General features: G+C 69.8%; 15 protein-coding genes. 6 read left to right on the plus strand and 9 right to left on the minus strand.

The features are described 5' to 3' along the window. Positions 1–35: 35 nt before the first annotated feature. The gene (locus J5226_RS16030; RefSeq protein WP_215835438.1) at positions 36–3,281 is read left to right on the plus strand and encodes a discoidin domain-containing protein; all 3,246 of its coding nucleotides are present in this window, start codon (positions 36–38) and stop codon (positions 3,279–3,281) included. Between the two features lie 30 nt (positions 3,282–3,311). On the opposite strand, the gene pgl is transcribed toward J5226_RS16030, so the two are convergent. The 3 genes from pgl to zwf all read right to left on the minus strand — a co-directional run bounded on the left by pgl (position 3,312) and on the right by zwf (position 6,977). Further along, positions 3,312–4,058, minus strand: a complete 747-nt coding sequence (gene pgl / locus J5226_RS16035) for a 6-phosphogluconolactonase (RefSeq protein ID WP_215835439.1) — start codon at positions 4,056–4,058, stop codon at positions 3,312–3,314. 511 nt (positions 4,059–4,569) lie between these two features. Next, a complete protein-coding gene (gene glk / locus J5226_RS16040; RefSeq protein ID WP_215835440.1) occupies positions 4,570–5,559 on the minus strand; it encodes a glucokinase in 990 nt (329 codons plus the stop codon). Next, the gene (gene zwf / locus J5226_RS16045) at positions 5,556–6,977 is read right to left on the minus strand and encodes a glucose-6-phosphate dehydrogenase (protein WP_215835441.1); all 1,422 of its coding nucleotides are present in this window, start codon (positions 6,975–6,977) and stop codon (positions 5,556–5,558) included. The genes glk and zwf overlap by 4 nt, the downstream gene beginning before the upstream one ends. 717 nt (positions 6,978–7,694) lie before the next feature. On the opposite strand from zwf, the gene ugpC reads away from it, so the two are divergent. Continuing rightward, on the plus strand, positions 7,695–8,789 hold the full coding sequence (gene ugpC, locus J5226_RS16050) for a sn-glycerol-3-phosphate ABC transporter ATP-binding protein UgpC (RefSeq protein ID WP_215835442.1): 1,095 nt from the start codon (positions 7,695–7,697) through the stop codon (positions 8,787–8,789). 447 nt (positions 8,790–9,236) lie between these two features. Here the strand turns inward: ugpC and J5226_RS16055 are convergent, their stop codons facing one another. Continuing rightward, positions 9,237–10,025 (minus strand): TetR/AcrR family transcriptional regulator, encoded by a 789-nt coding sequence (locus J5226_RS16055; RefSeq protein ID WP_215835443.1) that lies wholly within the window; start codon positions 10,023–10,025, stop codon positions 9,237–9,239. Between the two features lie 583 nt (positions 10,026–10,608). On the opposite strand from J5226_RS16055, the gene J5226_RS16060 reads away from it, so the two are divergent. From J5226_RS16060 to J5226_RS16075, 4 genes are all read left to right on the plus strand, one after another. After that, complete coding sequence (locus J5226_RS16060) at positions 10,609–11,157, plus strand: hypothetical protein (protein ID WP_215835444.1); 549 nt, start codon at positions 10,609–10,611, stop codon at positions 11,155–11,157. A 122-nt stretch (positions 11,158–11,279) separates the two neighbouring features. Next, on the plus strand, positions 11,280–12,722 hold the full coding sequence (locus J5226_RS16065) for a DUF2235 domain-containing protein (protein WP_215835445.1): 1,443 nt from the start codon (positions 11,280–11,282) through the stop codon (positions 12,720–12,722). After that, positions 12,722–13,333: a hypothetical protein gene (locus J5226_RS16070; RefSeq protein ID WP_215835446.1), complete on the plus strand. Its 612-nt coding sequence runs from the start codon at positions 12,722–12,724 to the stop codon at positions 13,331–13,333. Before J5226_RS16065 ends, J5226_RS16070 begins: the two co-directional genes overlap by 1 nt. Before the next feature lie 166 nt (positions 13,334–13,499). Continuing rightward, positions 13,500–14,531: an aldehyde reductase gene (locus tag J5226_RS16075; RefSeq protein WP_215835447.1), complete on the plus strand. Its 1,032-nt coding sequence runs from the start codon at positions 13,500–13,502 to the stop codon at positions 14,529–14,531. Positions 14,532–14,543: 12 nt separating this feature from the next. Here J5226_RS16075 and J5226_RS16080 read toward each other — a convergent pair whose 3' ends face one another. From J5226_RS16080 to J5226_RS16100, 5 genes are all read right to left on the minus strand, one after another. Then, positions 14,544–16,607 carry a TerD family protein gene (locus tag J5226_RS16080; protein ID WP_215835448.1) on the minus strand — a complete coding sequence of 688 codons (2,064 nt, stop codon included), beginning with the start codon at positions 16,605–16,607 and terminating at the stop codon, positions 14,544–14,546. A 142-nt stretch (positions 16,608–16,749) separates the two neighbouring features. Next, positions 16,750–18,009, minus strand: coding sequence for an MFS transporter (locus tag J5226_RS16085; protein ID WP_255322819.1), 1,260 nt, complete (start codon positions 18,007–18,009; stop codon positions 16,750–16,752). A 216-nt stretch (positions 18,010–18,225) separates the two neighbouring features. Continuing rightward, positions 18,226–20,607 carry a TonB-dependent receptor gene (locus J5226_RS16090; RefSeq protein ID WP_215840465.1) on the minus strand — a complete coding sequence of 794 codons (2,382 nt, stop codon included), beginning with the start codon at positions 20,605–20,607 and terminating at the stop codon, positions 18,226–18,228. Between the two features lie 106 nt (positions 20,608–20,713). Further along, the gene (pgmB, locus tag J5226_RS16095; RefSeq protein WP_215835449.1) at positions 20,714–23,731 is read right to left on the minus strand and encodes a beta-phosphoglucomutase; all 3,018 of its coding nucleotides are present in this window, start codon (positions 23,729–23,731) and stop codon (positions 20,714–20,716) included. Between the two features lie 890 nt (positions 23,732–24,621). Then, on the minus strand, positions 24,622–25,635 hold the full coding sequence (locus J5226_RS16100) for a LacI family DNA-binding transcriptional regulator (protein ID WP_255322820.1): 1,014 nt from the start codon (positions 25,633–25,635) through the stop codon (positions 24,622–24,624). Positions 25,636–25,829 lie beyond the last annotated feature (194 nt).

Consider the following 25,829-nt stretch of genomic DNA (forward strand, 5'->3'; position numbering starts at 1 on the left):
AGGTGCGGAGGGTCGGGCAGGCGCGAGGGAGCGCGATGTTGGCGGTGGGTTTGCTGGCGCTCGCCTGTTCCGCCCAAGCCGCTTCGCCCGCCGCTTCGCCGGTCTCGTCCGTCGCCGCGCCGCGCCTGCTCGACGACTTCGAATCCGCCGCGCCGTGGACGGTCGTCGTCTCCGATCAAGTCACCGCCAAGCTGCGCAAGAGCGAAGGCGCCGATGGCGCCGCGCTGTGCCTGGACTACGATTTCAACGGCGTCTCCGGCTACGCCGGCCTGCAGCGCGAACTGCCGCTGGATTACCCGGAGAATTATCAGTTCGCGTTCCGACTGCGCGGCGATTCGCCGGCCAACGACTTGCAGTTCAAGCTGGTCGACGCCAGCGGCGACAATGTGTGGTGGGTCAACAAGCCGCGTTACGACTATCCGAAGGCGTGGACGCCGGTGGTCTACAAGAAGCGCCACCTCTCGCGCGCTTGGGGCCCCGACCCGGATCCGAGCCTGCGCCGCAGCGCCAAGCTCGAGTTCACCGTCTACAACAGCGCCGGCGGCAAGGGCTCGGTGTGTTTCGATTCGCTGAGCCTGCAACCGTTGCCGGTCGATCCGGGCGGCCCGTACAGCGGCCGCGCCAGCGCCAGCGCGGCGTTGCCGGGCGGCGAAGCGGCCAAGGCCATCGACGGCAAGCGCGATACCGCGTGGCGCGCGAAGCTGGATCCGGCGAATCCGCCGCAACTCACCCTCGATCTGGGCCGTTCGCGCGAACTCGGCGGCGTCGTGCTGCGTTGGCTCGGCGACGCCTACGCTTCGTCCTACCGTCTGGCGTTGTCGGACGACGGCCGCCAGTGGCGCGATGCCGTCGCGCTCGGCGACGGCGACGGCGATTCCGATTTCTTCGCGTTGCCCGAAGCGCAGGCGCGCTATCTGCGCTTGACCGCGCAAGCCGGGCCGAAAGCGGAGATCGCGCTGGCCGAATTCGAAGTCGAGCCGCTGGCGTTCGCCGCCACGCCGAACGACTTCGTCCGCGCCGTCGCCGCGCAAGCGCCGCGCGGCCGTTACCCGCGCGGTTTCAGCGGCGAGCAACCGTACTGGACCTTGATCGGCGTCGACGGCGGCACCGATCAGGCGTTGATCGGCGAGGACGGCGCGATCGAAGTCGGCAAGGGCGCTTTCAGCCTGGAGCCGTTCGTGATCAGCGACGGCAAGCTGGCGACGTGGGCGGATGCGCAGACCTCGCAGAGCCTGCAGGACGGCTATCTGCCGATCCCCACCTCGCATTGGCGGCACCCGCACTTCAAGCTCGACATCACCGCCTTCGCCGACGACCGTCGCGACGCCGGCGGCGGTTCGCGGCTGATGGCGCGTTATCGCCTGAGCAACGACACCGCGCAGGAGCGCAGCTATCGGTTCGTGCTGGCGCTGCGGCCGTTGCAGGTCAATCCGCCGACCCAGTTCCTCAGCCAGGTCGGCGGCGTCAGCCGCATCCATGGCCTGCGCAGCGACAAGCACGGCTTCAGCGTCGAAGGCGCCGACGGCCGCTTGCCGAACCGGCGGATTCAAGCGAGCGCGGCCGACGCGAGCCTCGCGGCGACGTTCGATCACGGCGATGTGGTGAAGCTGCTGGCGCAGGCCGATTGGGACAAGGCCTGCGAGGGCTGCACGCCGGAAGGCGATCTTTTGCGCCGCTTCGGCGGCTCGGTCCGCACCGGCGTGGAGGGCGACCGCAACGCGATGGCGTCCGGCGCGCTGATCTACCAGATCACGCTCAAGCCCGGGCAGTCGCGCGAGTTCGTCTGGAGCAGCGCGCTGATCGGCGACGACGACGGCGGTTTCGCCGATGCCGCCGAAGTCGCGGCGCGGCAGGAGCTGGTCGCGCGGCAATGGCGCGAGAAGCTCGACCGGGTCAAGCTGCGCGTGCCCGCCGCCGGCCAGCACGTGATCGATACGCTGCGCACCGCGCTCGCGCACATGCTGATCAGCCGCACCGGCCCGCGTCTGCAGCCGGGCACGCGCTCCTACGCGCGCGCCTGGATCCGCGACGGCGCGATGATCAACGAAGGCCTGCTGCGCCTGGGCCGCGAGGACGTGGCCGAGCAGTTCCTGCGCTGGTACGCGCCGTACCAGTTCGCCAACGGCAAGGTGCCGTGCTGCGTCGACGACCGCGGCAGCGACCCGGTGCCGGAGAACGACAGCCACGGCGAGCTGCTGTTCGCCATCGCCGAGCAATACCGCTACACCCGCGACCGCGCGCTGCTCGCGCAGCTGTGGCCGCACGTGGTCGGCGCGGTGCGCTACATGGACGAGTTGCGCGCGAGCGAACGCACCGAGGCCAACAGCGCGCGCGATCCGGCGTTCTACGGGATGATGCCGGCCTCGATCAGCCACGAAGGCTATTCGGCCAAGCCGATGCATTCGTACTGGGACAATTTCTGGGCGCTGCGCGGTTACAAGGACGCGGTCGAGATCGCGACGTGGCTGGGCAAGGACGAGCAAGCGCGCGCGTTCGCCGCTTCGCGCGACCAGTTCCGCGCCGATCTGTACGCGTCCATCGATCATGCCGCGCGCCGCCACGGCATCGACTACATTCCCGGCGCCGCCGAACTCGGCGATTTCGACGCCACCTCGACCACCATCGCGTTGGCGCCGGGCGGCGAGCAGGGCTTGTTGCCGCAGCCGTTGCTCGACAACACCTTCCAGCGCTATTGGAAGGAGTTCGTGGATCGCCGCGACGGCCGCCGCGAGTGGAAGGACTACACGCCGTACGAACTGCGCACCGTCGGCAGCTTCGTGCGCCTGGGCTGGCGCGAGCGCGCGCACGAGGCGTTGGACTTCTTCTTCAAGGATCAGCAGCCGCGCGGCTGGAACCAATGGGCCGAAGTGGTTTCGCGCACGCCGCGCAAGCCGTTCTTCGTCGGCGATCTGCCGCATGCCTGGGTCGAATCGGATTACGTGCGCTCGGTGTTGGAGATGTTCGCTTACACCCGCGATCTGGATCAGTCGCTGGTGCTGGCCGCGGGCGTGCCGGCGGCGTGGCTGGACGGCGAGGGCGTGACGGTGTCGGGGCTGCGCACGCCGTACGGCGCGCTCGGGTATCGCCTGCGCCGCAGCGGGTCGCAAGCGGTGTTCGAACTGGAGCCGGGGCTGCGCATGCCGCCCGGCGGGGTGGCGTTGAAGTGGCCGCTGGCGACGGCGCCCGGGCGCACTCGGGTCGATGGCGTGGCGCGCGAATGGAAAGACGGCGAACTCAAGATCGAGCGCGCGCCGGCGCGGGTGGTGGTCGAGTTGAAGTAGCGGTGCGGCGAGCGGAACCCACGCGCGCCGTCACGGACACCAATGCACGTCCAGCGGCACCTCGCCCTGCATCGCCAGCAGGATCGGCCAACGCTTCACGTCGCCGTCGGCCAGCGCCTGCCGGAACACCTCGCGCTTGGCCTTGCCCTGGATCAGCAGAAACCGCGATTGCGCGTACGCCAGGCCCGCCGGGGTCAGGCTGATGCGCTTGCTCCATTGCTTCGCGCCGGGCGAGCCGCCGGCGTCGATGGCGACGTAGGGCTGCTTCGACGCCAACACCCGGTCGAGCGCGGCCATGCCCGGGAACAGCGAGGCGGTGTGGCCGTCCTCGCCCATGCCCAGCACCGCGGCGCTGGCGGCTTGGCGGGCGTGGGCGTTGGCGAAGGCGACCGCCTCCTCCATGCCGTGGCCGGTGCGGGTCAGCGATTCGAAGCGCGCCAGCGCGCCGTTGTCGCGCAGCAGGTTGGCGCGCACCAGCCAGGCGTTGCTGTCGGGATCGCCGGGTTGCAGCCAGCGTTCGTCGACCAGGGCCACGTCGACGCGGGCCCAGTCCAGCGGCGCGCGCGCCAGCGCACGGTACACCGGCGCCGGCGTGGTGCCGCCGGACAGCAGCAGGCGCGCGCGCGGACGGCGGGCGAGGTCGCGGCGCAGTTCGGCGGCGATGGCGACCGCGCCGGCCCAGGTCCAGGCGTCGGTGTTGCGGTGCTCGTGCCAGCGGTAGGGCGCGGCCTCGGGCTGGGCGGGATCGTGCGGGACGGGAGTGGGGTCGTCGAGCATGCGGGGATCTTCGCATGCGGCGGTTTAAGCGGGTGTGCTGACTGAATGTGACTGATGCCTCATGTCCGGGCGGTTGGATTGCGCTTGGGGCCGGAGCGGGGGCGGTGGACGCGATGGCGGTCGCAGCGGGCGAGGCGGTTCGCAAGAGGGCGTCGGCGGCTTGCGGCCCTCGTTGGATGCGGCCGTCGTTGCATCGAGTTCGGGGCGCCGCGCTCGTCGTTGCGCAGGTTGCTCGGATCTTCCCCTCCGTCATTCCGGCGAAAGCCGGAATCCATTTTGATTTCGCTCTCGCCGTTGCGGCCGGGACGATCGAAGCAACGGCAAAATGGATTCCGGCTTTCGCCGGAATGACGGGACTGGGGTGTCTGCGGGTGTTGGATCGACGGCGTAAGCGCGTCGGATCGACGAAGTAGGTACGTAGGATCGACGGCGACAAAAAGAAAGGCCGCCCGGTCAGGGCGGCCTTCTCGCAATCGCAGCGATGACGGCGGCTCAAGCCGCGCGCGCCCGCCTACGCAGCGGCCTTGAACGCGCATTGCGCGGCCAGCGCGGCGGCGCCGAGCAGGCCGGGTTGCGGGTGGGTCACTGCCAGGGTCGGCACGCGCGCCATGGTCGGGGAGAAGCGGCCCTTGTGCTCGAAGCGCTGGCGGAAGCCGGAGTGCGCCAGCCACGGCATCAGCTTGGGCACCAGACCGCCGGGCAGGAACACGCCGTCCCAGGCGCCCAAGGTCAGCACCAGATCGCCCGCGGCGGCGCCGAACACCGCGCAGAACACGTCGATCGCGCGCAGGCAGCGGGCGTCGCCTTCGCGCGCCATCGCGGTGATGTCCTGCGGCTGCAAGGGGCCGGGGTCTTCGCCGGCGATCTGGCTCAGCGCGCGGTGCAGGTTGACCAAACCGCTGCCGCTGATCAGGCGTTCGTTCGAGACCCGCCCGAATTCGCCCGACAGGCGCTTGAGCACGTCGATCTCTTCGGGATTGTTCGGCGCGAAGCTGACGTGGCCGCCTTCGGTCTGCAGCGGATAGAAACGCCCGTCGCGGCGCAGCAGCGCGCCCACGCCCAGGCCGGTGCCGGGGCCGATGATCGCGTAGGTGCGGTCGCCCGAATCGGTCCAGCCGTTCCAGCGCACGCCGCCGATCGGCACCACGTCGCCCGTGCCCAGCAACGACACCGCCATCGCCTGCGCGGCGAAGTCGTTGACCAGATCGATCCGGGTCAGCCCCAGCGCGATGCGCGTGCGCTCGGCCGAGATCACCCACGGATGATTGGTGATCCGCGCTTCGTCGCCGTCGACGCGCCCGGCCACCGCGAACACGCCGTGGCTCGGCGAGGCGCCGACCTTGTCGAGGTAATGCCGCGCGGCGTCGGCCAGCGACGGGAAATCGGCGACCGCGTAGACCTGCACGCTGTCCGGCAGCAAGGCCGGCGCGGCGGGATCGGACGTGCCTAGGGCGAAGCGGGCGTTGGTGCCGCCGATATCGGCCAACAACGCGCCGCTCATGCCGCGCCTCCTCGGTAGCCGTTGGTGGGCGGCAGGAAGCGCTCGGCTTCGGTCGGGCCCCACGAGCCGGCGGGATACTCCAGCGCGGGCTGCGCGGTGTCGGTCCACGCGCTTTCGATGCTGTCGATCCACTGCCACGCCGCTTCGACTTCGTCGTCGCGCACGAACAAGGTCTGGTTGCCGCGCAGCGCATCGACGATCAAACGCTCGTAAGCGATACGCCGCTGCGGCGAACCCGACATCGACAGATCCAGCGACATCGGCTTGAGTTCCAGCGCGCCCCATTCCGGCGCGGCCAGACTGCCCATCAGGCCCAGCTCGATGGTTTCGTCCGGCTGCAGGCGCATGCGCAGACGGTTCGGCCGCTCGCGGCCGCGGCGCGGACGCTCGAACAGCCAATGCGAGGTCGGACGGAACGACACCACCACCTCGGTGGCGCGTTCGGCCAGCCGCTTGCCGGTGACCAAACGGAACGGCACGCCGGCCCAACGCCAGTTGTCGATGAAGGTTTCCACCGCGACGAAGGTTTCCACCGGCGATTCGTGCACGAAGCCCTTGACCGCGCGGCCCTCGACCACGCCCGCGCCGTAGCGTCCGCGCACCGTGCGCTGGGCGGCGTCGGCCGCGCTGACCGGACGCAGCGCGCGCAGCACTTTGCGCTTCTCGTCGCGGATCGAATCGGCGTCCAGCGCCGACGGCGGCTCCATCGCGATCAGCGCCAGCAGCTGCAGCATGTGGTTCTGGACCATGTCGCGCAGCGCGCCATAGCCCGCGTAATAGCCTTCGCGGCCGTCCACGCCGGCGGTCTCGCCGACGAAGATGTCGACCGACTCGATCCAGCGGTGCTGCCACACCGCTTCCAGCAAGGTGTTGCCGAAGCGCAGCGCCAGCAGGTTCTGCACCGCGGCCTTGCCCAGGTAATGGTCGATGCGGAAGATCCGCGACTCGTCCAGGCAGGCGCGCAGCGCGGCGTTGATCTCGCGCGCCGAGGCCAGATCGCGGCCGATCGGCTTTTCCAGCACCAGGCGCGACTCGCCTTCGAGCAGGCCGGCGGCCTTCAGGCCCTTGGCGCAGGGCACGAACAAGTCGGGCGGGGTGGCGAGGTAGCTGACGCTGGGGCGGTCGGCGTAACCCGACAGCGCCGCGGCGATCGCGGTTTCGTCGCGCAGATCGACCGACACATAAGCGATGCGGGCGAGCAGTTCCTCGACGATGCCCGGATCGTCGGCGACCTCGGCGGCCATGCGCTCGCGCAGCCAGCCGCGGAATTCGTCGTCGCTGTGCTCCTGGCGGCCGACCGCGACGATGCGCAGCGTCGCCGGCAGCAGCCGATCGCGCCACAGATGGACCAGCGAGGGGAACAGATAACGCTGGGAGAGATCGCCGGTGGCGCCGAACAGCAGCAGAGTGTCGTGCATGGAGCGGACGGACCAAGAGGAAAGGGGGAAGCCGGAAGCCGCGCGGGGCGGCGCGAGGTGGCGTTCGCGGCCGGCGCCCAAGCATAGACGCTGCCCGGGCGGCGGGCGAACTTTGGCCGCCGCTCAGGGCGGGCGCGGCGCCGGATCCCGACGCGCGTCGCGGCGCGGACGGGCCGGGCGCATGCGCGGGGGACGCGGCGAGGGCGGGGCGGACGTGCGATTCTGGGCGGCGCGGTTGCCGGCGGCATCGCTCTGCGCCGCGCGGCGGCGAGCGCTGCGGTTCGGAGGGAGGCGGCCTTGAAGGGCGCGGCGCTGGGACGTGCGGCTTTGAGCGGGGCGGCTTCGAGCGGCGCCGCTTCGGGCCGCGCCGTTCAACGCGACGCGACGGCTGCGGGCGCGATGCTCGAGCGTATGCCCGTCGAGCGCTTGGATGCGCAGCGCGCGGCCGCGACCAGCGCGAACGCGAGGCGCAGCGGCGTTCGCCGTGGTCGCGCGCTCCAGGCCGTTACGCTCGTCGCCGGCCCGCGTACGCGCGCCGCCGCCCACGCGAAGGCGCGGCACGGGCATAGCGGCGACGGCGAAGCGGGCGGTCATGGGCTGGGCAGGCCTGCGAAGCGATCCGGATCGTGGACAGGGCGTGCATGAAAACGTTTACATGGCAGAATAGCCCAGGGCGCGGCCGATTGCACCGCCCCGGTCGCACCATCGGGAGAATTCATGGCGAAGGTCAGTCTGCAGCAACTGCGCAAGGTCTATCCGAACGGCTACGTCGGCGTCGCCGACGCCAGCTTCGACATCGCCGACGGCGAATTGCTGGTGCTGGTCGGGCCGTCGGGCTGCGGCAAGTCGACCTTGCTGCGGATGATCGCCGGGCTGGAAACCATCAGCGCCGGCGAACTGCGCATCGGCGAGCGCCTGGTCAACGAGGTGCCGCCGAAAGACCGCGACATCGCCATGGTGTTCCAAAGCTACGCACTGTACCCGCACATGACCGTGGCCGAGAACCTCGGCTTCGGCCTCAAGCTGCGCGGCCTGAGCAAGGCCGAGATCGCCCGGCAGGTGAGCGAAGCGGCGGCGATGCTGGAACTGGAGCCGTTGTTGGACCGCAAGCCCGCCGCGCTGTCCGGCGGCCAGCGCCAGCGTGTGGCGCTGGGCCGCGCGCTGGTGCGCAAGGCGCAGGTGTTCCTGCTCGACGAACCCTTGTCCAACCTCGACGCCAAGCTGCGCATGACCATGCGCGTGGAGATCGCGCGGCTGCACCGCCAGCTCGGCACGACCATGGTCTACGTCACCCACGATCAGGTCGAGGCGATGACGCTGGGCCACCGCATCGTGGTGATGAAGGACGGCAAGATCCAGCAGATCGACACGCCGATGGCGCTCTACAACCGGCCGGTCAATCTGTTCGTGGCGACCTTCCTCGGCAGCCCGAAGATGAACATCTTGTGGGGGCCGCTGATCGAACGCGACGGCGGCCTGCATCTGAAGATCGGCGAAGGCGTCGAGCTGCGCCTGCGGCCGCCGGGCGAGTTGCTGGAGAAAGTGCGCGGCTACGTCGGCCGCGAGCTCATGATCGGTTTGCGCCCGGAGGACATGCATCTGGCCGAAGCCGGGCCGGACACGTTGCCGGCCAAGGTCGAAGTGGTCGAGCCGGTCGGCAACGAGGCCTTCCTCAATCTGGGCTGCGGCGGCTGCGATCTGGTCGTGCGCTTGCCGCCGTTCCACCTGCCGCAGGCCGGCGATACGGTGCATTTGTCGTATGCGGCCGAGCGCATGCACTTCTTCGACCGCGAGAGCGAGTTGCGGTTGTGAGGGCGCTGCGGGGGAGGGGGCGTTAAGAGCAAAATGGATTCCGGCTTTCGCCGGAATGACGGTGGAAAATCCGCTGGAATGACGATGGAAGATTCGCCGGAATGACGGTGGAAGTTTCGCTGGAATGACGATGGAAGATTCGTCGGAATGGCGGCGAACGAAGCGAAGGTCGAAAAGCCGATTTCGCCGTTTACGCCCCGTCATTCCGGCGAAAGCCGGAATCCATTTTGCTCTTGCCTGTTGCGCGGCCCGCCACGCCCTGGCTAAGCCTCCACCGTCTCCATAATGACGGTGGAAGTTTCGGTGGAATGACGGCGGAAGATTCGCTGGAATGACGGCGAACGAAGCGAAGGTCGAAAAGCCGATTTCGCCGTTTACGCCCCGTCATTCCGGCGAAAGCCGGAATCCATTTTGCTCTTGCCTGTTGCGCGGCCCTCCACGCCCTAGCTAAGCCTCCACCGTCTCCACCGCCCAAGGCGGCAACACTCCCGCCGGCTTGCCCGCGTTCACCGCCTGCGCATCCGCCGCGGCCGCCGCCGCGTCGGCCAGCGACACCACCCGCTCGACTTGAGCGATCTGTTCGCGGTCGCCGAACGGCGCGGTCAGCGTCGGCGAGATCAGGCTGATCAGCCGCGCCAGCATCAGCGCGTCGCTGACTTTTTCGCCCAGGCACAAGGACGCGATCAGCTCGTCGAGATTCTCCCCCGCCAACACCCCCGACAGCGCCTTCAGGCACAAATGCAGGCGCATGCCCAATTCGTTGCGCGACACCTGCGGCAGCGCCCGCGCGAAGGCCTCGAAGAAGCGCCCGAAGATCGGTTCGTAATGCTCGCGCAAGTAATTGCGCACGAACGGCGAGGGATCGCTGTAGACCCGGCCGAGCAAGCGCACGAAGCCGCTGCCGTCCTCGCTGGCGCGGCTCATGCGCAGCGCCGGCACGAACAGCGCGCTGAGCACCGCCGACGCGTCCAGGCCGGCGTCGCCGTATTGGCGTTCGCACACCGCGAGCAAGCGCAGGCGCTCCTGGTTGAGCCGGTCCAGGCGCGCGTGCAGCAGCGCCTGCATCAGGCCTTCCTTGCCGCCGAAGTGGTAGTTCACCGCGGCCAGATTGGTGCCGGCCAGGGTGGTGATCTGGCGCAGCGACATGGCCTCGTAGCCATGTTCGACGAACAGCGATTCGGCGGCTTCCAGCAGCCGCGCCTTGGTGTGGCCGGCATTGAGAATAGGCTTGCTCATTCAACGGCTTGCGCCGGACCTCCGAAGTGGGCTGCGAACGTTTCTTGCGACGCCGAGCGGGTTTTCTTGCACACGCGCCGCGGCGAATCACGCTGCGTCGCAATATGGCATGAGTTCGATGGCGGTCGCAGTTTTGCCGTGAGCGTGCCTGCGCCGCGGCGGCGCCCGGCTTTGCCGAACGCGGCGATCCCGCCGTCGCGGTCGCCGGCGCTTCGCCGCCGCGCGGCCGCCGCGAGCCGCATCGGCAGCGTGCGCGGGCCGCGCGCGCGTCCGCGTTGGTTGCCCGGCGTTGCCGTCCGCAAGCGCGCCGATCGCCGCAGATGTGTTGAGTCTTGCCGCCGATTGCGTGCAAACTGAAGCCGAGTGTTCCGGCGGCACTCGATCGCGGCGCGGAGGGGAGTCCGCGCCGTGGCCGCATCGAACCGGCGAAGGCCGGGGCCGGAACCTTTGGAGGGACCCGATGGACAAACCGTCCGCGCCCGGCCGCCGTCCGGCGCCGCCGCCCCACCGGGGGCGCGCGCGCCGCGTCCGCGCCGTGGCCGCGCTGCTTGCCCTATTCGCCGCAACAGGATGTCAAACCGCCATGTCCAGCTCCGTTCCCGATTCCGCCGCCGCCTCCGATCCGGCCGCCGGCGCGCAGGCCGTCACCACCGCGCAATGGCCGCTGCGCTTCCAGCGCCATCGCTTCGGCGGTTTCTGCTTCGACACCTGGGGCTGCAGCATCGTCTACAACGGCTTCCCGCACGGCCAGGAAGATCCCGAGCGCGCAAGCGCGTCGGCTGCCTCGTTCGGCGACGCCTACCCGCGGCGGATGAAGGCCGCGCAGCTGGACATCGCCAATTTCCCCGCGCCCGCCGAAGTGACCTGGCGCGCCAAGGACAAGAGCGAGCACCGCGTGCGCATCGACATCGCCGCGCTGTTCGCCGACGGCCTGATCCGCCACGAGGTCGCGCGCGAGGACGTGGCCGAAGGCGTGAGCCTCAACGACCCGGAAATCATTCTGGAAGTGAACGACCGCACCATCAACGTCTACATGCGCTGCATGATCCCGTTGAAGCGGCCGCAGGATCCGGCCAACCCGAACAGCGACTTCCGCGCCGATCTGGTGCGGGTGTACTCGAAGACGTACTGAGCGCCGCGCGCGGAGTCCCAGCGCGCATCTGCCCGCGGCGCAGCCTCGCCGCGATCTAGCCGAAGCCGGCCGCCCGCGGGCGCCGCGCGGCACCGCAAGCCAAGAATCAAGGAGAGTTCGCGATGGGCGGTGGCAAGAATCCCGACGGGGTAAAGACCTATCCGGCCGACCAGCACGACCTGGACAGCTACGTCCAGGCCAGCGCGGCGCTGTCGCAGCTGCAATCGCCCAAGCTGCTGGATTCGCAGGACCCGCACACGCGCCTGTACGTGGCTTGCTTCGACGGCACCGGCAACAGCATCCACGGCACCGATCCCAAGAACCACACCAACGTCGCCGAGGTGGCCAAGCAGTTGCAAAGCGGACTGCACGACAACATCGCGGTGGGGTACGTCGAAGGGCCGGGCACGCAATCCAACAAGCTCGAGCGCGGCTGGGACATGGTCACCGGCGCCAGCTTCGATCCGCGCCTGGAGAAGATGTACGCGCAGTTCATCGAACAGGCCAAGGAGTGGAAGCGCGAAGACCCCGACGCCAAGATCCGCGTCGCCGGCATCGGCTTCAGCCGCGGCGCCGAGCAGGAGGCCGCGTTCGCGCGGCTGGTCGACGAGCGCGGCATCCAGGATCCGGCCGGCGCGGTCTACGTCAAGGACAAGGCCGGCAACATCGTCGCGCCGCCGACCTACCGCAACGCGCCGCTGCAGGACCCGGCGGTGGAGAAGGTGCCGCAGGCGGTCGGCCTGTTCGATCCGGTCGGCACCGGCGAGCCGCGCAAGCACGACCGGCGCTTGCCGCCGTCGGTGATGTCGGCGTTCCAGATCACCGCCGAGGACGAGCGCCGCGACCAGTTCAAGTCCACCAGCATCCTGCGCGAGGGCGCCAGCGAGAACGACCGCTTCCTCAACGTCACCGTCGGCGGCGCGCACAGCAACGTCGGCGGCAGCTACGAGCTCAACGGGCTGTCGATCCGCAGCGGCAATTTGATGGTGGACTACCTCAACAGCCTCAGCGACAAGCCGTACCTGGACAAGCGCCCGGAGCCGAACGACCCCAAGCTCAACGTCGTGCACCGCTCGGATCAGCCGTTCTATTACACCTCCTTCGGTTTCCGCGACGGCGAGCGCGACCGGGTCGAGACGGTCGCGAGCAAGGAGCAGGTGCGGCGCCACACGGTCGCCGATCCGAACCACAAGGAACCGATCGACGAGCGCATGAGCGCGGGCTTCGAGCGCCGCCCGGTGCCGATCGGGCCGGTGCCGCCGGGCCGGGAGGCGTCGATCGCGGTCGGCGGCCAAACCGCGGGCGGCGGCGACATCGACCGCACCTTCGCGCGCCTGGTCGACGCCGCGCGCAACCGCGACGAGGGCGCGTTCCGCGCGGCCACGCGCGAGCACGCGCAGGATCCCGACACCCAGCAGCGCTGGCAGGCCGGGCGCGAGCGCTATCAGCAACTCAACGACGCGCAAGCGCCGGCGCAGGCGCAGCCCGATGCGCAGCGCTTGCCGATGCCGCCGCCGCAGGCGGACGGCCCGAACCATTCTTCGCCGCGGGCGCCGGGTTTGTAATGAGCGAGCAACGATTCCACGCAGAGGCGACCTCGACCGTGCAGGACGCGCAAGAACTCAAGCGACTGGCCGCCGATCTGGCGGTGTTCGCGCAACACCTGCAAGAGCAGAACGAACGCGCCGTGCAGCACGTCGACCGCAGCGCCGACGAACTGCACCGCGCCGCGCTGGGCATGGGCGCCGGCGCGCAGGAACTGGCCCAGCAGTTGATCGGCGTGGTCCAGAATCAGGCCCACGAAGCCATCGGCCGCGGCGTCGAGCAGGCCTTCGGCGGCGCCGGCGCGCAGCTGCGCGAGAGCGTCGAGGCGACCCAGCGCGCGGCCAAGGCGCTGGAAGACCAGCGCAAGGCGCTGGAGCGCTCGCAGCAGATCCTGATCTACAAGGCGGTGCTGGCCTTGCTGGTGGGCTCGATCCTCGCGGTCGGCGGCGCCTGGTTCTACATCCAGAAGTCTATGCGCGAGATCCAGCGCGCCGAATTCGCCCGCGACATCGTCGAGGCCACCCGCAACGGCACCTTGACCCGGTGCGACGGCGCGTTGTGCGCGCGCGCCGGCAGCAAGCGGGTGGGGCCGAAGGGCGAGTACGTGCTGCTGGAAGAGCCGAAAAAGTAAGGGACGCTTCCTGTAGGAGCGGCGTAAGCCGCGACCGCGACACCTTAGCTACGACGACGGTTTCGGCGTAGTTGCGTTGTCGCGGTCGCGGCTCGCGCCGCTCCTACAGGGCTAAACCGCCACAGCGCGCTCGCCGGGGGCGCGTGAGCTGCGCTAGTCTGCCGCGATGAACGACCCCGCCACGATCCTCATCACCGGCGGCAGCGGCTTCCTCGGCAGCCGCTGCATCGCCCAGGCCCTGGCCGCCGGCCATCGCGTGCGCGCGAGCGTGCGCGACCTCGCGCGCGAGCCGCAGCTGCGCGCCGCGCTGGCGCGCGCCGGCGTGGACGCGGGCGAGCGGCTCAGCCTGCGCGTCGCCGATCTGCGCCGCGACGAGGGCTGGGCGCAGGCCGCGCAGGGTTGCGATTACGCGCTGCACGTGGCGTCGCCGTTTCCCGCCGACATCCCGCGCGACCCCAACGAACTGATCGCGCCGGCGCGCGAGGGCACGCTGCGGGTGCTGCGCGCCGCGCGCGACGCCGGTCTGCGCCGGGTCGTGCTGACCTCGTCGTTCGCCGCGGTCGGTTACGGCCACCCGCCGCGCGCGCAGCCGTTCGACGAAAGCGTGTGGAGCGACACCGCCGCGCCGCTGGCGCCGTACGTCCAATCCAAGACCCTGGCCGAACGCGCGGCCTGGGATTTCATCGAGCGCGAGGGCGGCGCGCTGGAACTGGCCGCGGTCAATCCGGTCGGCATCTTCGGGCCGGTGCTCAGCGACGATTACGCGACCTCGATCCTGCTGGTGAAGCGCCTGCTCGACGGCGCGCTGCCGGGCGCGCCGAAGCTGTACTTCGGCGTGGTCGACGTGCGCGACGTGGCCGACCTGCACCTGCGCGCGATGACCGACCCGGCCGCACGCGGCCAGCGCTTCCTCGCCACCGCCGGCGATTTCCTCAGCGTCAGCGACATCGCCGCAACTTTGCGCCGGCACTTGGGCGCAGCCGCGCGGCGGGTGCCGTCGCGGCAGTTGCCGAACTGGGTGGTGCGGCTGGCGGCGCTGGCCGATCCGGCGGTGCGGCAGATCCTGCCGGACCTGGGCAAGTTCAAGAACGCCAGCAACGCCAAGGCGCGGCGTGTGCTCGGCTGGAATCCGCGCAGCGCCGAGGAGGCGCTGGTGGCGACGGCGCAGAGCCTGATCGAGTTGGGCCTGGTGCGTTAAGGCGCGGGCCGATCACAGGAACTCGGCGCGGATCCGGTCGACCGCGAACGGATCGACGTCGCCGTCCTGCGCGAACACCGTCCGCGCCTGCGAACGCTCGTCGGCCAAGCCGCCGCGCGCCAGCGCGTGCAGCTCGAACAGCGAATACAGATCCGGCGCCGCGTCGTATTCCATCGCGCGCAAGATCAGCGAAATCCCCGACAACTGATTATTGGCGTTGTTCCAGCGCGGCCGCCCGCCGATGCCGAGATCGCACCACACCGCCTGCGCGCGTTCCAGGTCGAGCAGGAACGGCATACAGCTGGTTTGCTTGGAGGCCAGATCGACGCGGTCGTGCACCGTGCGCGCCTCGAACGGCTCGCCCGAACCGATGTCGGCGCGCGCCATCCAGCCGGCGAAGCACTCGGGCAGGTCGCAATACGGTTCTTGGGTGAAGCTGTGGATGCTCACCGCGACATAGCCGACGCCGCGCTCGCGCAGCAGCGGCAGGTCCAGGTCGATGAATTCGGCCGCGCCGTTCGGCGCATCCACGATATCGCCGCTGTGATGGCCGCCGTAGCCGCGCAGGTTGTAGTACGAAATGGTGTCGATGAAGCGGAAGTCGCGGTCGAAGAACGCCGCCGACAGGTCGATGTCGGTGCGGTCGCGGCCGTTCTTCCACCACAGGAATAGGCGGATGTAACGCGAATCCGGCAGCGCCACGCGGCTGCCGCGGGTCAGCGTGCGCAGCGAGCGCGAGGCCGAGCGCTGCGCCAGCGGCGCGCGCAGCTCGCGCAGGGCCGGGTCGATCCAGCACGGCCCCAGCGGCGCGCGCTCGGCGAAGCGTTCGATCAACACCTCGCGGCAGCTCGCCAAGGCCGCGACGGCAGCGCCGTCCGGCAACGCCGCGCGCAAGTCGCGCCGGCCCCAGGCGCGCGCGGCGTCGCCCTTGGGGAAGAACACCCGCAGCGGTGCGCGGCCGCGGTGGCGCAGGTGGCTGTGCAGTTGCAGCAGCACCGGCGTGGACACGCGCGGCGCCGCGTCGCGGAAGCGGCGCAGCACCTCGTCGGCGCCGGCGCCGCTGCGCAGCAGATGGTCCAGGCGCCGGGCCAGTTCGCCGGGGCGCGCGCTGAGGCGTTGCGCGGCGGCGTCGCCGCGGCCTTCGCGCAGATCGCGTTCGATCGTGGCGTTGAAGCTTTCGAACGGGCGGTCTTCGCGCAGGGTCTGGAACGCGTTCCAGGTCGCCGGCAGCGTTTCGCGGTAATCGCCCGGGTGCAGCCGTTCGCCCAGCCGTTTCCAGCGTTCCTTCCAGCGCAGCATGTCCTCGGTCGGATCGCCGCAGGCTTCCAGCGCCTGCAGCAGCAAGCGCCGCAGCGAACGCGGGAAGCGGGCGAAGCGCGCGGGCTCGGCCAGCGACACGTCGCCTTCGCTCCAGGCCACGGCCACGCGCAGCGCGTCGGTGGCGGTGGCGAGCCGTTCGCGCACGAAGGCCTCGCTGCGTGCGCCGGGGGCGCGCTTGAGCAGCGCGGCGGCGATGACGGCGAAGTTCTCCTTGAACGGAATCCGCTCCGGCAGCATCCGCAGCACGTGTTCGCGGTACTGGCCGACGAACCAGTTCAGATCGTCCTTGTCTTGCTGCGACAGCGAGGTCGGCGAGGCGGCCAGGCGCGTGCAGATGGCCTCGAATTCTTCGCTGTCGCCCAGGCCGATCAGGCGCAGCGCGCGGCCGCCGCGCAACGGCGGCGCGGGTTCGGGGTGTTGCGCGTGCAGTTGCAGGCGGGTGACGTAATGGAACATCGCGCGCTGGTACAGCTCGACTTCCTCGACCCGCAGCACCCCGACCGGAAAATCGGGAAACAGCGGCCGCAGCGTGCGGTGCGCGCCGATCATCTTGGCCAGCGCCGGACGCAGTTCGCGCAGGCAACGTGCGAGCTGTTCGAGCGACTGGGTCTGCAAGCGCTCCAGCGCGTCGGGCGTCAGCGCGAAGCCGAGCTGTTCCAGTTCCTGCTGCACCATCGTCACTTGCGCCGCGCTGGCGCCGCCGGCGCCGGGCTTGAGCAGGAACTTGCCGTTCCTGCGCAGGAAGATTCCGTTCATCGCTGCCTCCACCGGATGCGAAAAGGCCCGCCGAAGCGGGCCGGTGTGGGAAGCGGGCGCCCTAGTTTCCGATGAGAAGGAAGGACGCCCATAGCCACGCCACGAGCATAGCCCGGCGGTCGCGGCGCGCCTAGGACGCCGGTCAGGCGGCAGCGGCGGGCGCGGCGGCTTCGGCCCGCGCCGACTGGCGCTTGAGCAAGGCGATGGTCAGCACCAGCAGGGTCATCGGCAGCAGCGAGAGGTAGAACGCGCCGCCGCCGATGCGGGCGAACAACTGTCCGGTAATGAAGGACCCGGTGGTGCCGCCGAGCGCGGAGAACACCACGATCAATCCGGTCATCGCCGCGTGCCGCGATTTGGGCAGCGAGCTGAGCACGACCGAGTTGATGGTCGGATACACCGGCGCCATGAACAGCCCGATCAGCGGGAACACGAATGCGGCCAGCGGCGCGCTCATCCAGGTCATCTGCGGCTGCGGCAGCGCGCCGCGCGCCAGCGGCAGCGCCAGCAACACCAGCAGGCCCATCGCCAGCACGCAGGCGATCAGCAGCCAATGCCACGGCACCCGGCGCAGCGCCAGCCCGGCGCCGAGCCGGCCCAGCGCCAGCGACACCGCGAAGATGCTCGCCGCCTGCACGCTCATCTTCGCCGGCAAATGCAGGATTTCGCTGTTGAAGGTCGGCAGCCAGGTGCCGATGCTCTGTTCGATCAGCACGTACAGGAACGCCGAGGCCAGGAACGCGGCGACCAGGGGCAGGGCGATCAGGCAGAACATGTCGAGGAAGGACTCGCCCGCGGCGTGGCCGTCGCGCGCGGCGCGTTCGTCGAGGCGCGCGCCGGCGAGCAGGGCGATGATGAGCGCGGCGATGCCGGCGAGCAGCCAATACACGCGCAGCCAGACCGGATCGCCCGGCGACTGCGGATCGATGAACCAGGCGAAGATCCAGTAGCCGGCGAGCACGCCGACCATGAACCAGCCCTCGATGATGCTGGTGAGGCTGGCGTGGGCCTGCTTGCCGTCGGTGAGCAGGCCGATCGAGGAATACACCGACACCTTGACCAAGGCGAAGGCCGCGCCGGTGGCGATGAACAGCAGCTTGGTCATCCAGAAGGCGGCCACCAGCGGCATCAGCGCGCAAGCGACCAACACCATGCCGAGCCCGAGCATCATCGCGCGGCGATAGCCCAGCCGCGGCAGCAGCGAGGCGGTGAGGAAGGAGACCACGGCGATCGGCAGATCCTTGAACGCCTCCAGGATGCTGGCCTGGGCCTTGTCGATGCCGAAGCCGTGGATCGACTGCAGGATCACCGTGCCGACGCTGTTGAGCAGGATCCCGAACATCATGTAGGTCAGGATCATGGCCGCGATCATGCGGCGGCGGTGAGCGGTGGCGACGGTCATGCGGGCTCCGGGGAACGGTGGCGGCGCGGATGGAGGGATCGTGCGGCATGGACGCGGCCGGGGCGAGTGTCTGCCCGCTCCGGCCGCGTTCCTTGGCCCGAACGTGGCGCGTTCGGACGTTCGCCGCCGCGCGGGCCGGCGGCCCGCCTGCGCGGCGGCTCACCCCGTTGGCGGCGGAAGGCGGGGCGAGGCGCCGGATGAGGGCGCTCTAGCCCCTCACCACTTGTACGCAGCCGAGAACAGATACGACCGCCCCGCGATCGGCCGCCCCATGAACACCCCGCCGGTCGCCGCGCCGGGCACGCGCACGTTGCCCTCGGTCAAGCCCAGTTCGTTGCTGACGTTGCTGCCGGTGACCGCGAACTCCCAGTTCTCGCCGACATGCAGGTTCGCGCCCACGTCGAGCGTGTGGTACGAGGGCAGCTTCTGCGTATTGGCCAAGTCCGCGTAACGGTCGCCGATGCGCGAGTAGGTGGCGAACACCTTCAGATCGCCGAACGGCAACGTCCAGTAATAGCTCGGGGTGAAGCGGAACTGCTGCTTGGGCTGGCGCATCACCTGATTGCCGGTGAACTCGCGGTAGTTCTCGTACTTCGCGTCCAGCCACACGCCGGTCAGCGCCAGCTCCAGCCCGCCGACCGGGCGCCACGCGCCTTCGACTTCCACGCCGTAAGCGCGCGAATCGCCGACCGTGGTGAAGTTGGTGCCGTCTTCCAGGAAGGCCTGGAACGGCGAGTTGGTGAACTTGTTGTAGAACGCGGTCAGGTACAGGTCGTAGCTCTGGCTGCCGGACTTGAAGCCCAGTTCGTACTGATCGATCTCCTGCACCTTGGTGTTGCCGTCGCGCAGGTTGTCGAAGGCCGGCAGCTTGTAGCCGGAGTTGGCGCGGGCGAACACGCTGGAGTTGTCGGTGAGCTTGTAGTTCGCGCCCAAGGTCCAGGAGAAATGCTTGTCGTCCTGGTCGATGCGGCGCGTGCCCGGCAGCGAGACCGAGGTGGCGTTGTCGTAGAGCGTGTTCGGATTGCCGTCCAGATCGACGGTGGCGGTGTTGTGCACGGTGCCGTCGACCTGCTGCCACTCGTAGCGGATGCCGCCGTCCAGGCGCAGGCGGTCGTTGACCTGCCATTCGTCGGCCACGAACAGCGCGGTGTTCTGCCCGTCGTAGTCGCCGCGCAGCGAGAAGAACGAGGTGCCGGTGAAGCCGTCGCGGGTGACCTGGCGGCCGTCGGCCAAACTCAGATTGATCCGGCGCGCGTTGTTCTGCGCGGTCAGCAGCATGTTGTTGCCCAGGTACCAAGTGTCCTTGGACGAGTACTTGGCGAAGTACAGGCCGACGGTCAGCGTGTTGCCCTCGAACAGATCCTTGCTGAAGCGCAGATCGTTGGTGAACGACTCGATTTCCTTGTCGACCACCCAGAACCCGGCGGTCAGCACCTGCTGGTTGGGATCGACCGCGCCGCCGCCGTTGACGTAGGTCGCGGTGCCGGTGGTGCCGTAGCCGGCGATGAAGGACGACAGCGTCTGCGGGCTGGCGCCGGTGAACAGGCCGTTGGTCGGCGCCGAGCCGGTGACGAAGTTGACCCGGTCGCTGATAGTCCAGTCGCCGGCGTAGAAATCCATCGACGCGCCGAACACGTCGAGGTTGATGCCGCGGCCGTCGGCGAGATCGCGGCTGATGCTGGTGCCCGGGCCGGTGGGAATGGTGACGTGGCGGAAATCGTTGCCGAGCAGGGTGCCGGTCTGCGCGTCCAGGCCCGGGAAGCTCGACAGGCTCGAACCGTTGTTGCGCGAGAGCAGCGGGATCGGCGTGAAGAACGCGTTCTTGTCGTCGGTGTGGCGGGCGTAGACGGTGATCTCGCCGCTGTCCCAGCTGTGGGTCAAGGTCGCGCTCAACTGGCCGCCTTTGTCGGCCGGGAACTGGGTGTCGCGGACGCCGTCGGTGGTGCGGTAGAAACCGCCGACGCTGTAATACCAACCGTCGGCGAGCTTGCCGCTGTTGAACAGATCGACCCGGCGGAAGCCGTCGCTGCCCAGGCCCAGGCGCACGCTGCCGGCGGGCTCTTCGCCGCCTTTCTTCTGGATGAAGTTGACCGTCGCGCCGGGCTGGCCGTTGGAGAAGATCGGGCTCGGGCCGCCGCGCAGCACTTCCATGCGCTCAATGGTGTCGTCCATGCGGAACAGCGTGGAGTTCTCCAGGAACGACAGGGTCGGCGGCGGGAACAGCGGCGCGCCGTCCATCTGCACGGTCACGAACGGCGCGTCGCCTTCCGAGGGCATGCCGCGCACGAAGATGTTGGCGCCGGTGCTGCCGCCGGCCGATTCGGCCCACACGCCCGGCACGACCTTGAGCGCGTCGGCGGTGCTCAGCGGCACGGCTTCCTGGATCTGCTCCAGCGAGGCGGTGGTGATGGAGAAGCTGGCGTCGCGCTTGCGCACGCCCTTGAAGCGCGCGGTGCCGCTGACCACGACCGCGTCGAGCGTGGTCGCCGAATCGGCGGCTTGCGCGGGCGGCGCGGCCGGCGCGGGTTGCGCGTCCTGCGCCAGCGCATGACCGGGCGCGAGGATCGCGGCGATCGCCGCGGACAGCGCGTAACGCATCAATCGGGTTTGTTTCTGTGCGGCGTACTGCATGTTGTTCTCCCCACCCATTCGATATGGATTGTTGGTTTAGGCGTCCCCGCCGCGACGGTACGTGCCGGCGCGGTCAGGGCGAAACGAAAGCGTTTACGTCGAAAGCGGCGATGTCCGGCAGGCAAGCGTCGGCCTGGGCGAGCGTGCGCGCGTCGCCGATGCCGACCGCGGCCATGCCGGCGGACTTGATCGCGGCCACGCCGGCGGCGGCGTCCTCCAGGCCGATGCACTGCGCCGGCGCCACGCCGAGCGCGGCGGCGACGTCGAGGAAGATGTCCGGCGCGGGCTTGGCACGGGCGACCCGCGCGGCGTCGGCGATGTAGTCGAAGCGCTCGGCGATGCCGAGCCGGTCGAGCAGGGCGGCGGCGTTGCGGCTGGCCGAGGCCACGCCGAGCTTGAGCCCGCGCGCGCGCGCTTGTTCGAGCACGCGGGTCACGCCGGGGAACAGATCGGCCGGCGTCACCTGGGCGATGGCTTCGACGTAGTAACCGTTCTTGCGCTCGGCCAGCGCGTGTTTTTGTTCGGCGCTGAGCGAGCGGCCGGCGTGGCGCAGGATGATCTCCAGCGAACTCATCCGATCCACGCCCTTGAGCTGTTCGTTGACGTGCTGGTCGAACGGGAAACCTTCCTCGTCGGCCATGCGCTTCCAGGCGCGGTAATGGGTTTGCGCGGTGTCGGTGAGCACGCCGTCGAGGTCGAAGATCAGCGCCCGCGCCGGGCGCGGGAAGCGTTCGCGCGCATCGACCTCGGGGGCGGCGAGCGGGCGGCGCAGCGGTGCGCCTTGGCTCAGCTCGACGCGCTGGCCGGCGTGGGCGACGGTCAGCGGCGCGCCGTCGAGCAGCGAGTATTCGACGCCGTCGCGGCGCACGTCGATGCGCAGGCGGCGGCCTTGCCAGCGCAGGCCGAAGCCGAAACCGTCCCAGCGTTGCGGCAGGGTCGGCGCGAAGTGCAGTACGCCGTCGACCGCGCGCAAGCCGGCGAAGCCCGAAGCGAGCCCCAGCCACGTCCCCGCCAACGCCGCCATGTGCACGCCGTGATCGGTATTGCCGTGCAGATCGTCCAGATCCACGCGCAGATTGTCGTGGAAGAAGCGCTCGGCCTGCGGCGCGTGGCCGACTTCGCTGGCGAGGATGCCGAACACCGACGCCGACAAGGTCGAATCGTGCGTGGTCACCGCCGCGTAGTAATCGTAGCTGCGGCGCTTGACCTCGACCGGAATGCCGTCGCCGGCCAGCACCAGTCCCATCACCACGTCGGCTTGCTTGCAGACCTGATAGCGGTACAGCGTGAGCGGGTGGTAATCCAGCAGCAGCGGACGATGTTCGCCCTCGCGCGCCGGGAACGGCCAGCGCGGCTTGTCGAGGAAGGTGTCGTCCTGGGCGTAGATGCCCAGCGCTTCGTCGTAATGCAGGAACATCGTCTCCGCGGCGCGGCGCCAGGTGGCGACTTCGTGCGGGTCCAACTGCAGCCGCTCGGCCAACTCGCGCAGCCGCTGCGGGCGTTCGCGTTCGAGCTGTTCCCACGCCGCTACCGCGCGCCGCAGATGCTGCTGCGCCATGCGGTTGGTATAGAAATTGTTGTCGACCAGCGCGGTGTACTCGTCCGGGCCGGTCACGTCGTGGATGCAGAACGCGCCGCCGCGACGCGGGTTGAAGTGGCCGACCTGCGGCCAGATGCGCGCGGTCTCGAACAACATCTCGGCACCGAAATCGGCGAGGAAATCGCTGTCGCCGCTGGCATCGAGGTACAGGCCGATGCCGTAGGCCACCGCCGCGTTGATGTGGTACGCGGCCGAGCCGGAGGGGTAGTGCGCCGAGCATTCGCCGCCGGTGATCGTGCGCCAGGGGAACAGCGCGCCGCGTGCGTGGTTCATCTCGCGCGCGTGCTTGCGCGCCGGCTCCAGCGCGAGGAAACGCGCGTGCAGCATGGCGCGCGCGACCTCCGGCGCGGTGTAGGCCATCACCGGCAGCATGAAGGCTTCGGTGTCCCAGAAATAATGGCCTTCGTAGCCTTCGCCGGTGAGTCCTTTGGCGGCGGTGCCGTCGATGCCGTTGCGGCCGGCCGATTGCAGCAGATGGAACAGGTTGAAGCGCAGCGCCTGTTCGGACGCGGGGTCGCCGGCGATGGACAGCTCGGCGCCGTCCCAGAACCGCGCCAGCGCCTGCGCTTGCCGCGCGGCGATGGCGTCGAAGCCTTCCAGTTGCGCGCGTTGCAGCGCTTGCGCGGCGGAGTCGGGCAGGTCGGTGGCGTGCGGGTTGCGGTCGGTGACGTAGGCGACGAATTTTTCCAGCACGACCGATTCGCCGGGACGCAGGTGCGCGTCGTAGCGCTGCGCCACGCGTTCTTCGCCCAGATCGTCGGCGGCGAAGCGCAGCCCTTCGAGCCGATGCCTCTGGCTGCACACCACCCGCACGCCGCTGCGGCGGGTGGCCTGGACCACGTGCGCGCCGCGCTCGTCGGCCTGACGCGCGAGCAGTTGCAAGCCCTCGGCCGAGGCCACGCCGATGCGTGGGTCGTCGCCTTGTTCGGCGGCTTCGTGGCCGCATTCGATCGCCGAACTCAGGCTCAGCGCGCCGGTGTAATCGAACGAAGTCGCGCGGTAGCGGATCGCCAGCAGATCGACGCCGGGCACGCCGCTGTCGAACGGCAGCACGCGCTCGGCGCGGATGTCGATGCGCGCCCCGTGGGCGGTGCGCAGCACGCTGCGGCGCGACAGACGGCCTTGGCGCAAGTCCAATTCGCGCTCGAAGTCTTCCGTTGCAACCGGCAACAAACGCTCGGCGCCGGCGAACACCGCGATGCGCTGGCCGTCGGCGACCGGCAGGCGCGTGTCGGTGTGGCGCGGGAAGCCGGTGAAGCGCTCGTGGTAGTGGATCGGGTGCTGCTCGTACACCGCCGCCAGGAAACTGCCGTCGCTGCCGCCGTCGGCCTCCTCCAATCCGCCGCGCACGCCGAGCGAGCCGTTGGCCAGGGCGAACAGGGTTTCGTCGCGGCGGGCGCGGGCCGGTTCGCGCCCGGTGCGGCGCAGGCGCCAGGGGTCCAGGTCGGCGGCGGAGGAGGTCGGAGCGGAAGCGGTGGAGTGATCGGTCACGCGACAGGCCTGCGAAGCGGGGCCGCAGAGCGCTGCGGCTTCGTTGGAGGCGGACCGTAGTGAGTCGTTGTTATCGATGTCAAGTTACCGATAACAGTGGCGCGACGGCGGGCACGCTGCGGGCGTGTCCGAGGTGCCGGGAGTGGCGGACTAAGCTTGCCGAATCAGGGGCTTGGACGAGGGGTGGGATGCAAAGCCCGTCCCGTCCGGGCGGCCGCCGCCTCGCTGCAACGCAACAAGAATTGCGCGGGCTACGGAGCACCCCTGTAGGAGCGGCGTGAGCCGCGACCGTGCCACCGCGACTACGCCGAAACCAATTCGTGCCCGCGTTGCATGCAGCAGAACATCCGACGCGATCCGAACCTCCGCAGTCGCGGCTCGCGCCGCTCCTACAGGGCAAGCCCGCAGCCACGAAGCCTTTATAGGAGCGGCGCAAGCCGCGACCGCGCCAAGACGATTGCAGCGAACTCGGCCCACACCCGCGTCGCGGGCAGCCGAACATTCGACGCGATCCGAACCCCTGCCGTCGCGGCTCGCGCCGCTCCTACAGGGCAAGCCCGCAGCCACGAAGTCCCGCGGTAGGAGCGGCGTAAGCCGCGACCGCGCCAAGACGATTGCAGCGAACCCGGCCCGCATTCGCGTCGCGGGCCACCGAACATCCGACGCGATCCGAACCTCCGCGGTCGCGGCTCACGCCGCTCCTACAGGGCAAGCCCGTAGCCGCGGAGCACCCTTGTAGGAGCGGCGCGAGCCGCGACCGCGCCAATACGATTTCGACGAAACCGGCCTGTACCCGCGCCATGGGCCACCGAACATCCGACGCGATCCGAAACCCCGCAATCGCGGCTTACGCCGCTCCTACAGAGGCGGCCGAAGCAACCAGTCCGGTCTCAAGTCACCCGCGCCACCAAATGCGTCGGCAAAATCTCCGACGCCGCCGGCTCGCCTTCGATCATCGCCAGCACCTTGCGCGCCAGCAGCACTCCGGCGTCGACGAAGTTCTGGTGGATCGAGGTCAGCGGCGGCAGGTAGGTCGCGCCCAGCGGGGTGTCGTCGTAGCCGATCACCGACACGTCCTCGGGCACGCGCCGGCCGCGTTCGATCAGGGCGCGGATCGCGCCGATCGCGAGCAAGTCGCTGGCGGCGAACAAGGCGTCGAACTGCGGGTGCTGGTCGAGCAGCGCGTGCACCGCCTGGGCGCCGGCGCTGACGGTGAAGTTGGCGACCGTCGGGGTCAGCGGCGCGATGCCGTGTTCGCCCAGGGCCTGACGGAACCCGAGCAAGCGCTCGGCGAATTCGCCGTGGGCGTCGTCGCCGAGGAACACCGGCCGGCGCCGGCCCAGGGCCAGGAAGCGTTCGGCGGCGAGCTTGCCGCCGCGCTGGTTGTCGCTGCCGACCACGACCTGCGATTCGTGCCGGCTGACCGCGCCCCACACCACCAGCGGCCGGCCCCAGCGCTGGACCTGATGCATCGCGTCCTCGTGCGCGCCTTGGCCGAGCAGGATCACCCCGTCGGCCGCCTGCACGCTGGGCAGGGCGCCGCCCTGCAGCGAGGTCAGCAGCACGCTGTAGCCGGCCGAGGTCAGCTCCTGGCTGATGCCGCCGAGCAGGTCCAGCGGATACGGCCCGGACATCTGCCGCTCCACGGTCGGCTTCATTTCCACCACCACCGCCACGGTCATGCTGCGGCGCAGGCGCAGGTTGCGGGCGCTGATGTTGAATTGGTAGCCCTGGCGTTCGGCCAGTTCCTTGATCCGCTGGCGGGTCTCGGGATTGACCAGCGGGCTGTCGCGCAGCGCGCGCGAGACGGTGATCGCCGAGACCCCGGCCAGTTCGGCCAGATCGGCCATGGTCAGGTGCTCGCCGGCCTTGCGGGTCGGGTTGGAGGCGCGCGGTCGGCTCATGCGGGCGGATCGTTCCAGGATCGCGGGGAAATAGCGGGCTCGCCTATTTAACACGGCGCGCATGAGGCGATGGTGGGCGGCGTCGGCGGCGGGCCGGGCGAGCCGCCGCGCAGGCCGCGCGCGCCGCGCCCGCGCGGGCCGCGCGGCGCCCGGGGCGTTTCGACGGCGGGCTCGGCCCCGGCCGGCTATACTCC

Source organism: Lysobacter sp. K5869, assembly GCF_018847975.1.
Classification (GTDB): Bacteria; Pseudomonadota; Gammaproteobacteria; order Xanthomonadales; family Xanthomonadaceae; genus Lysobacter.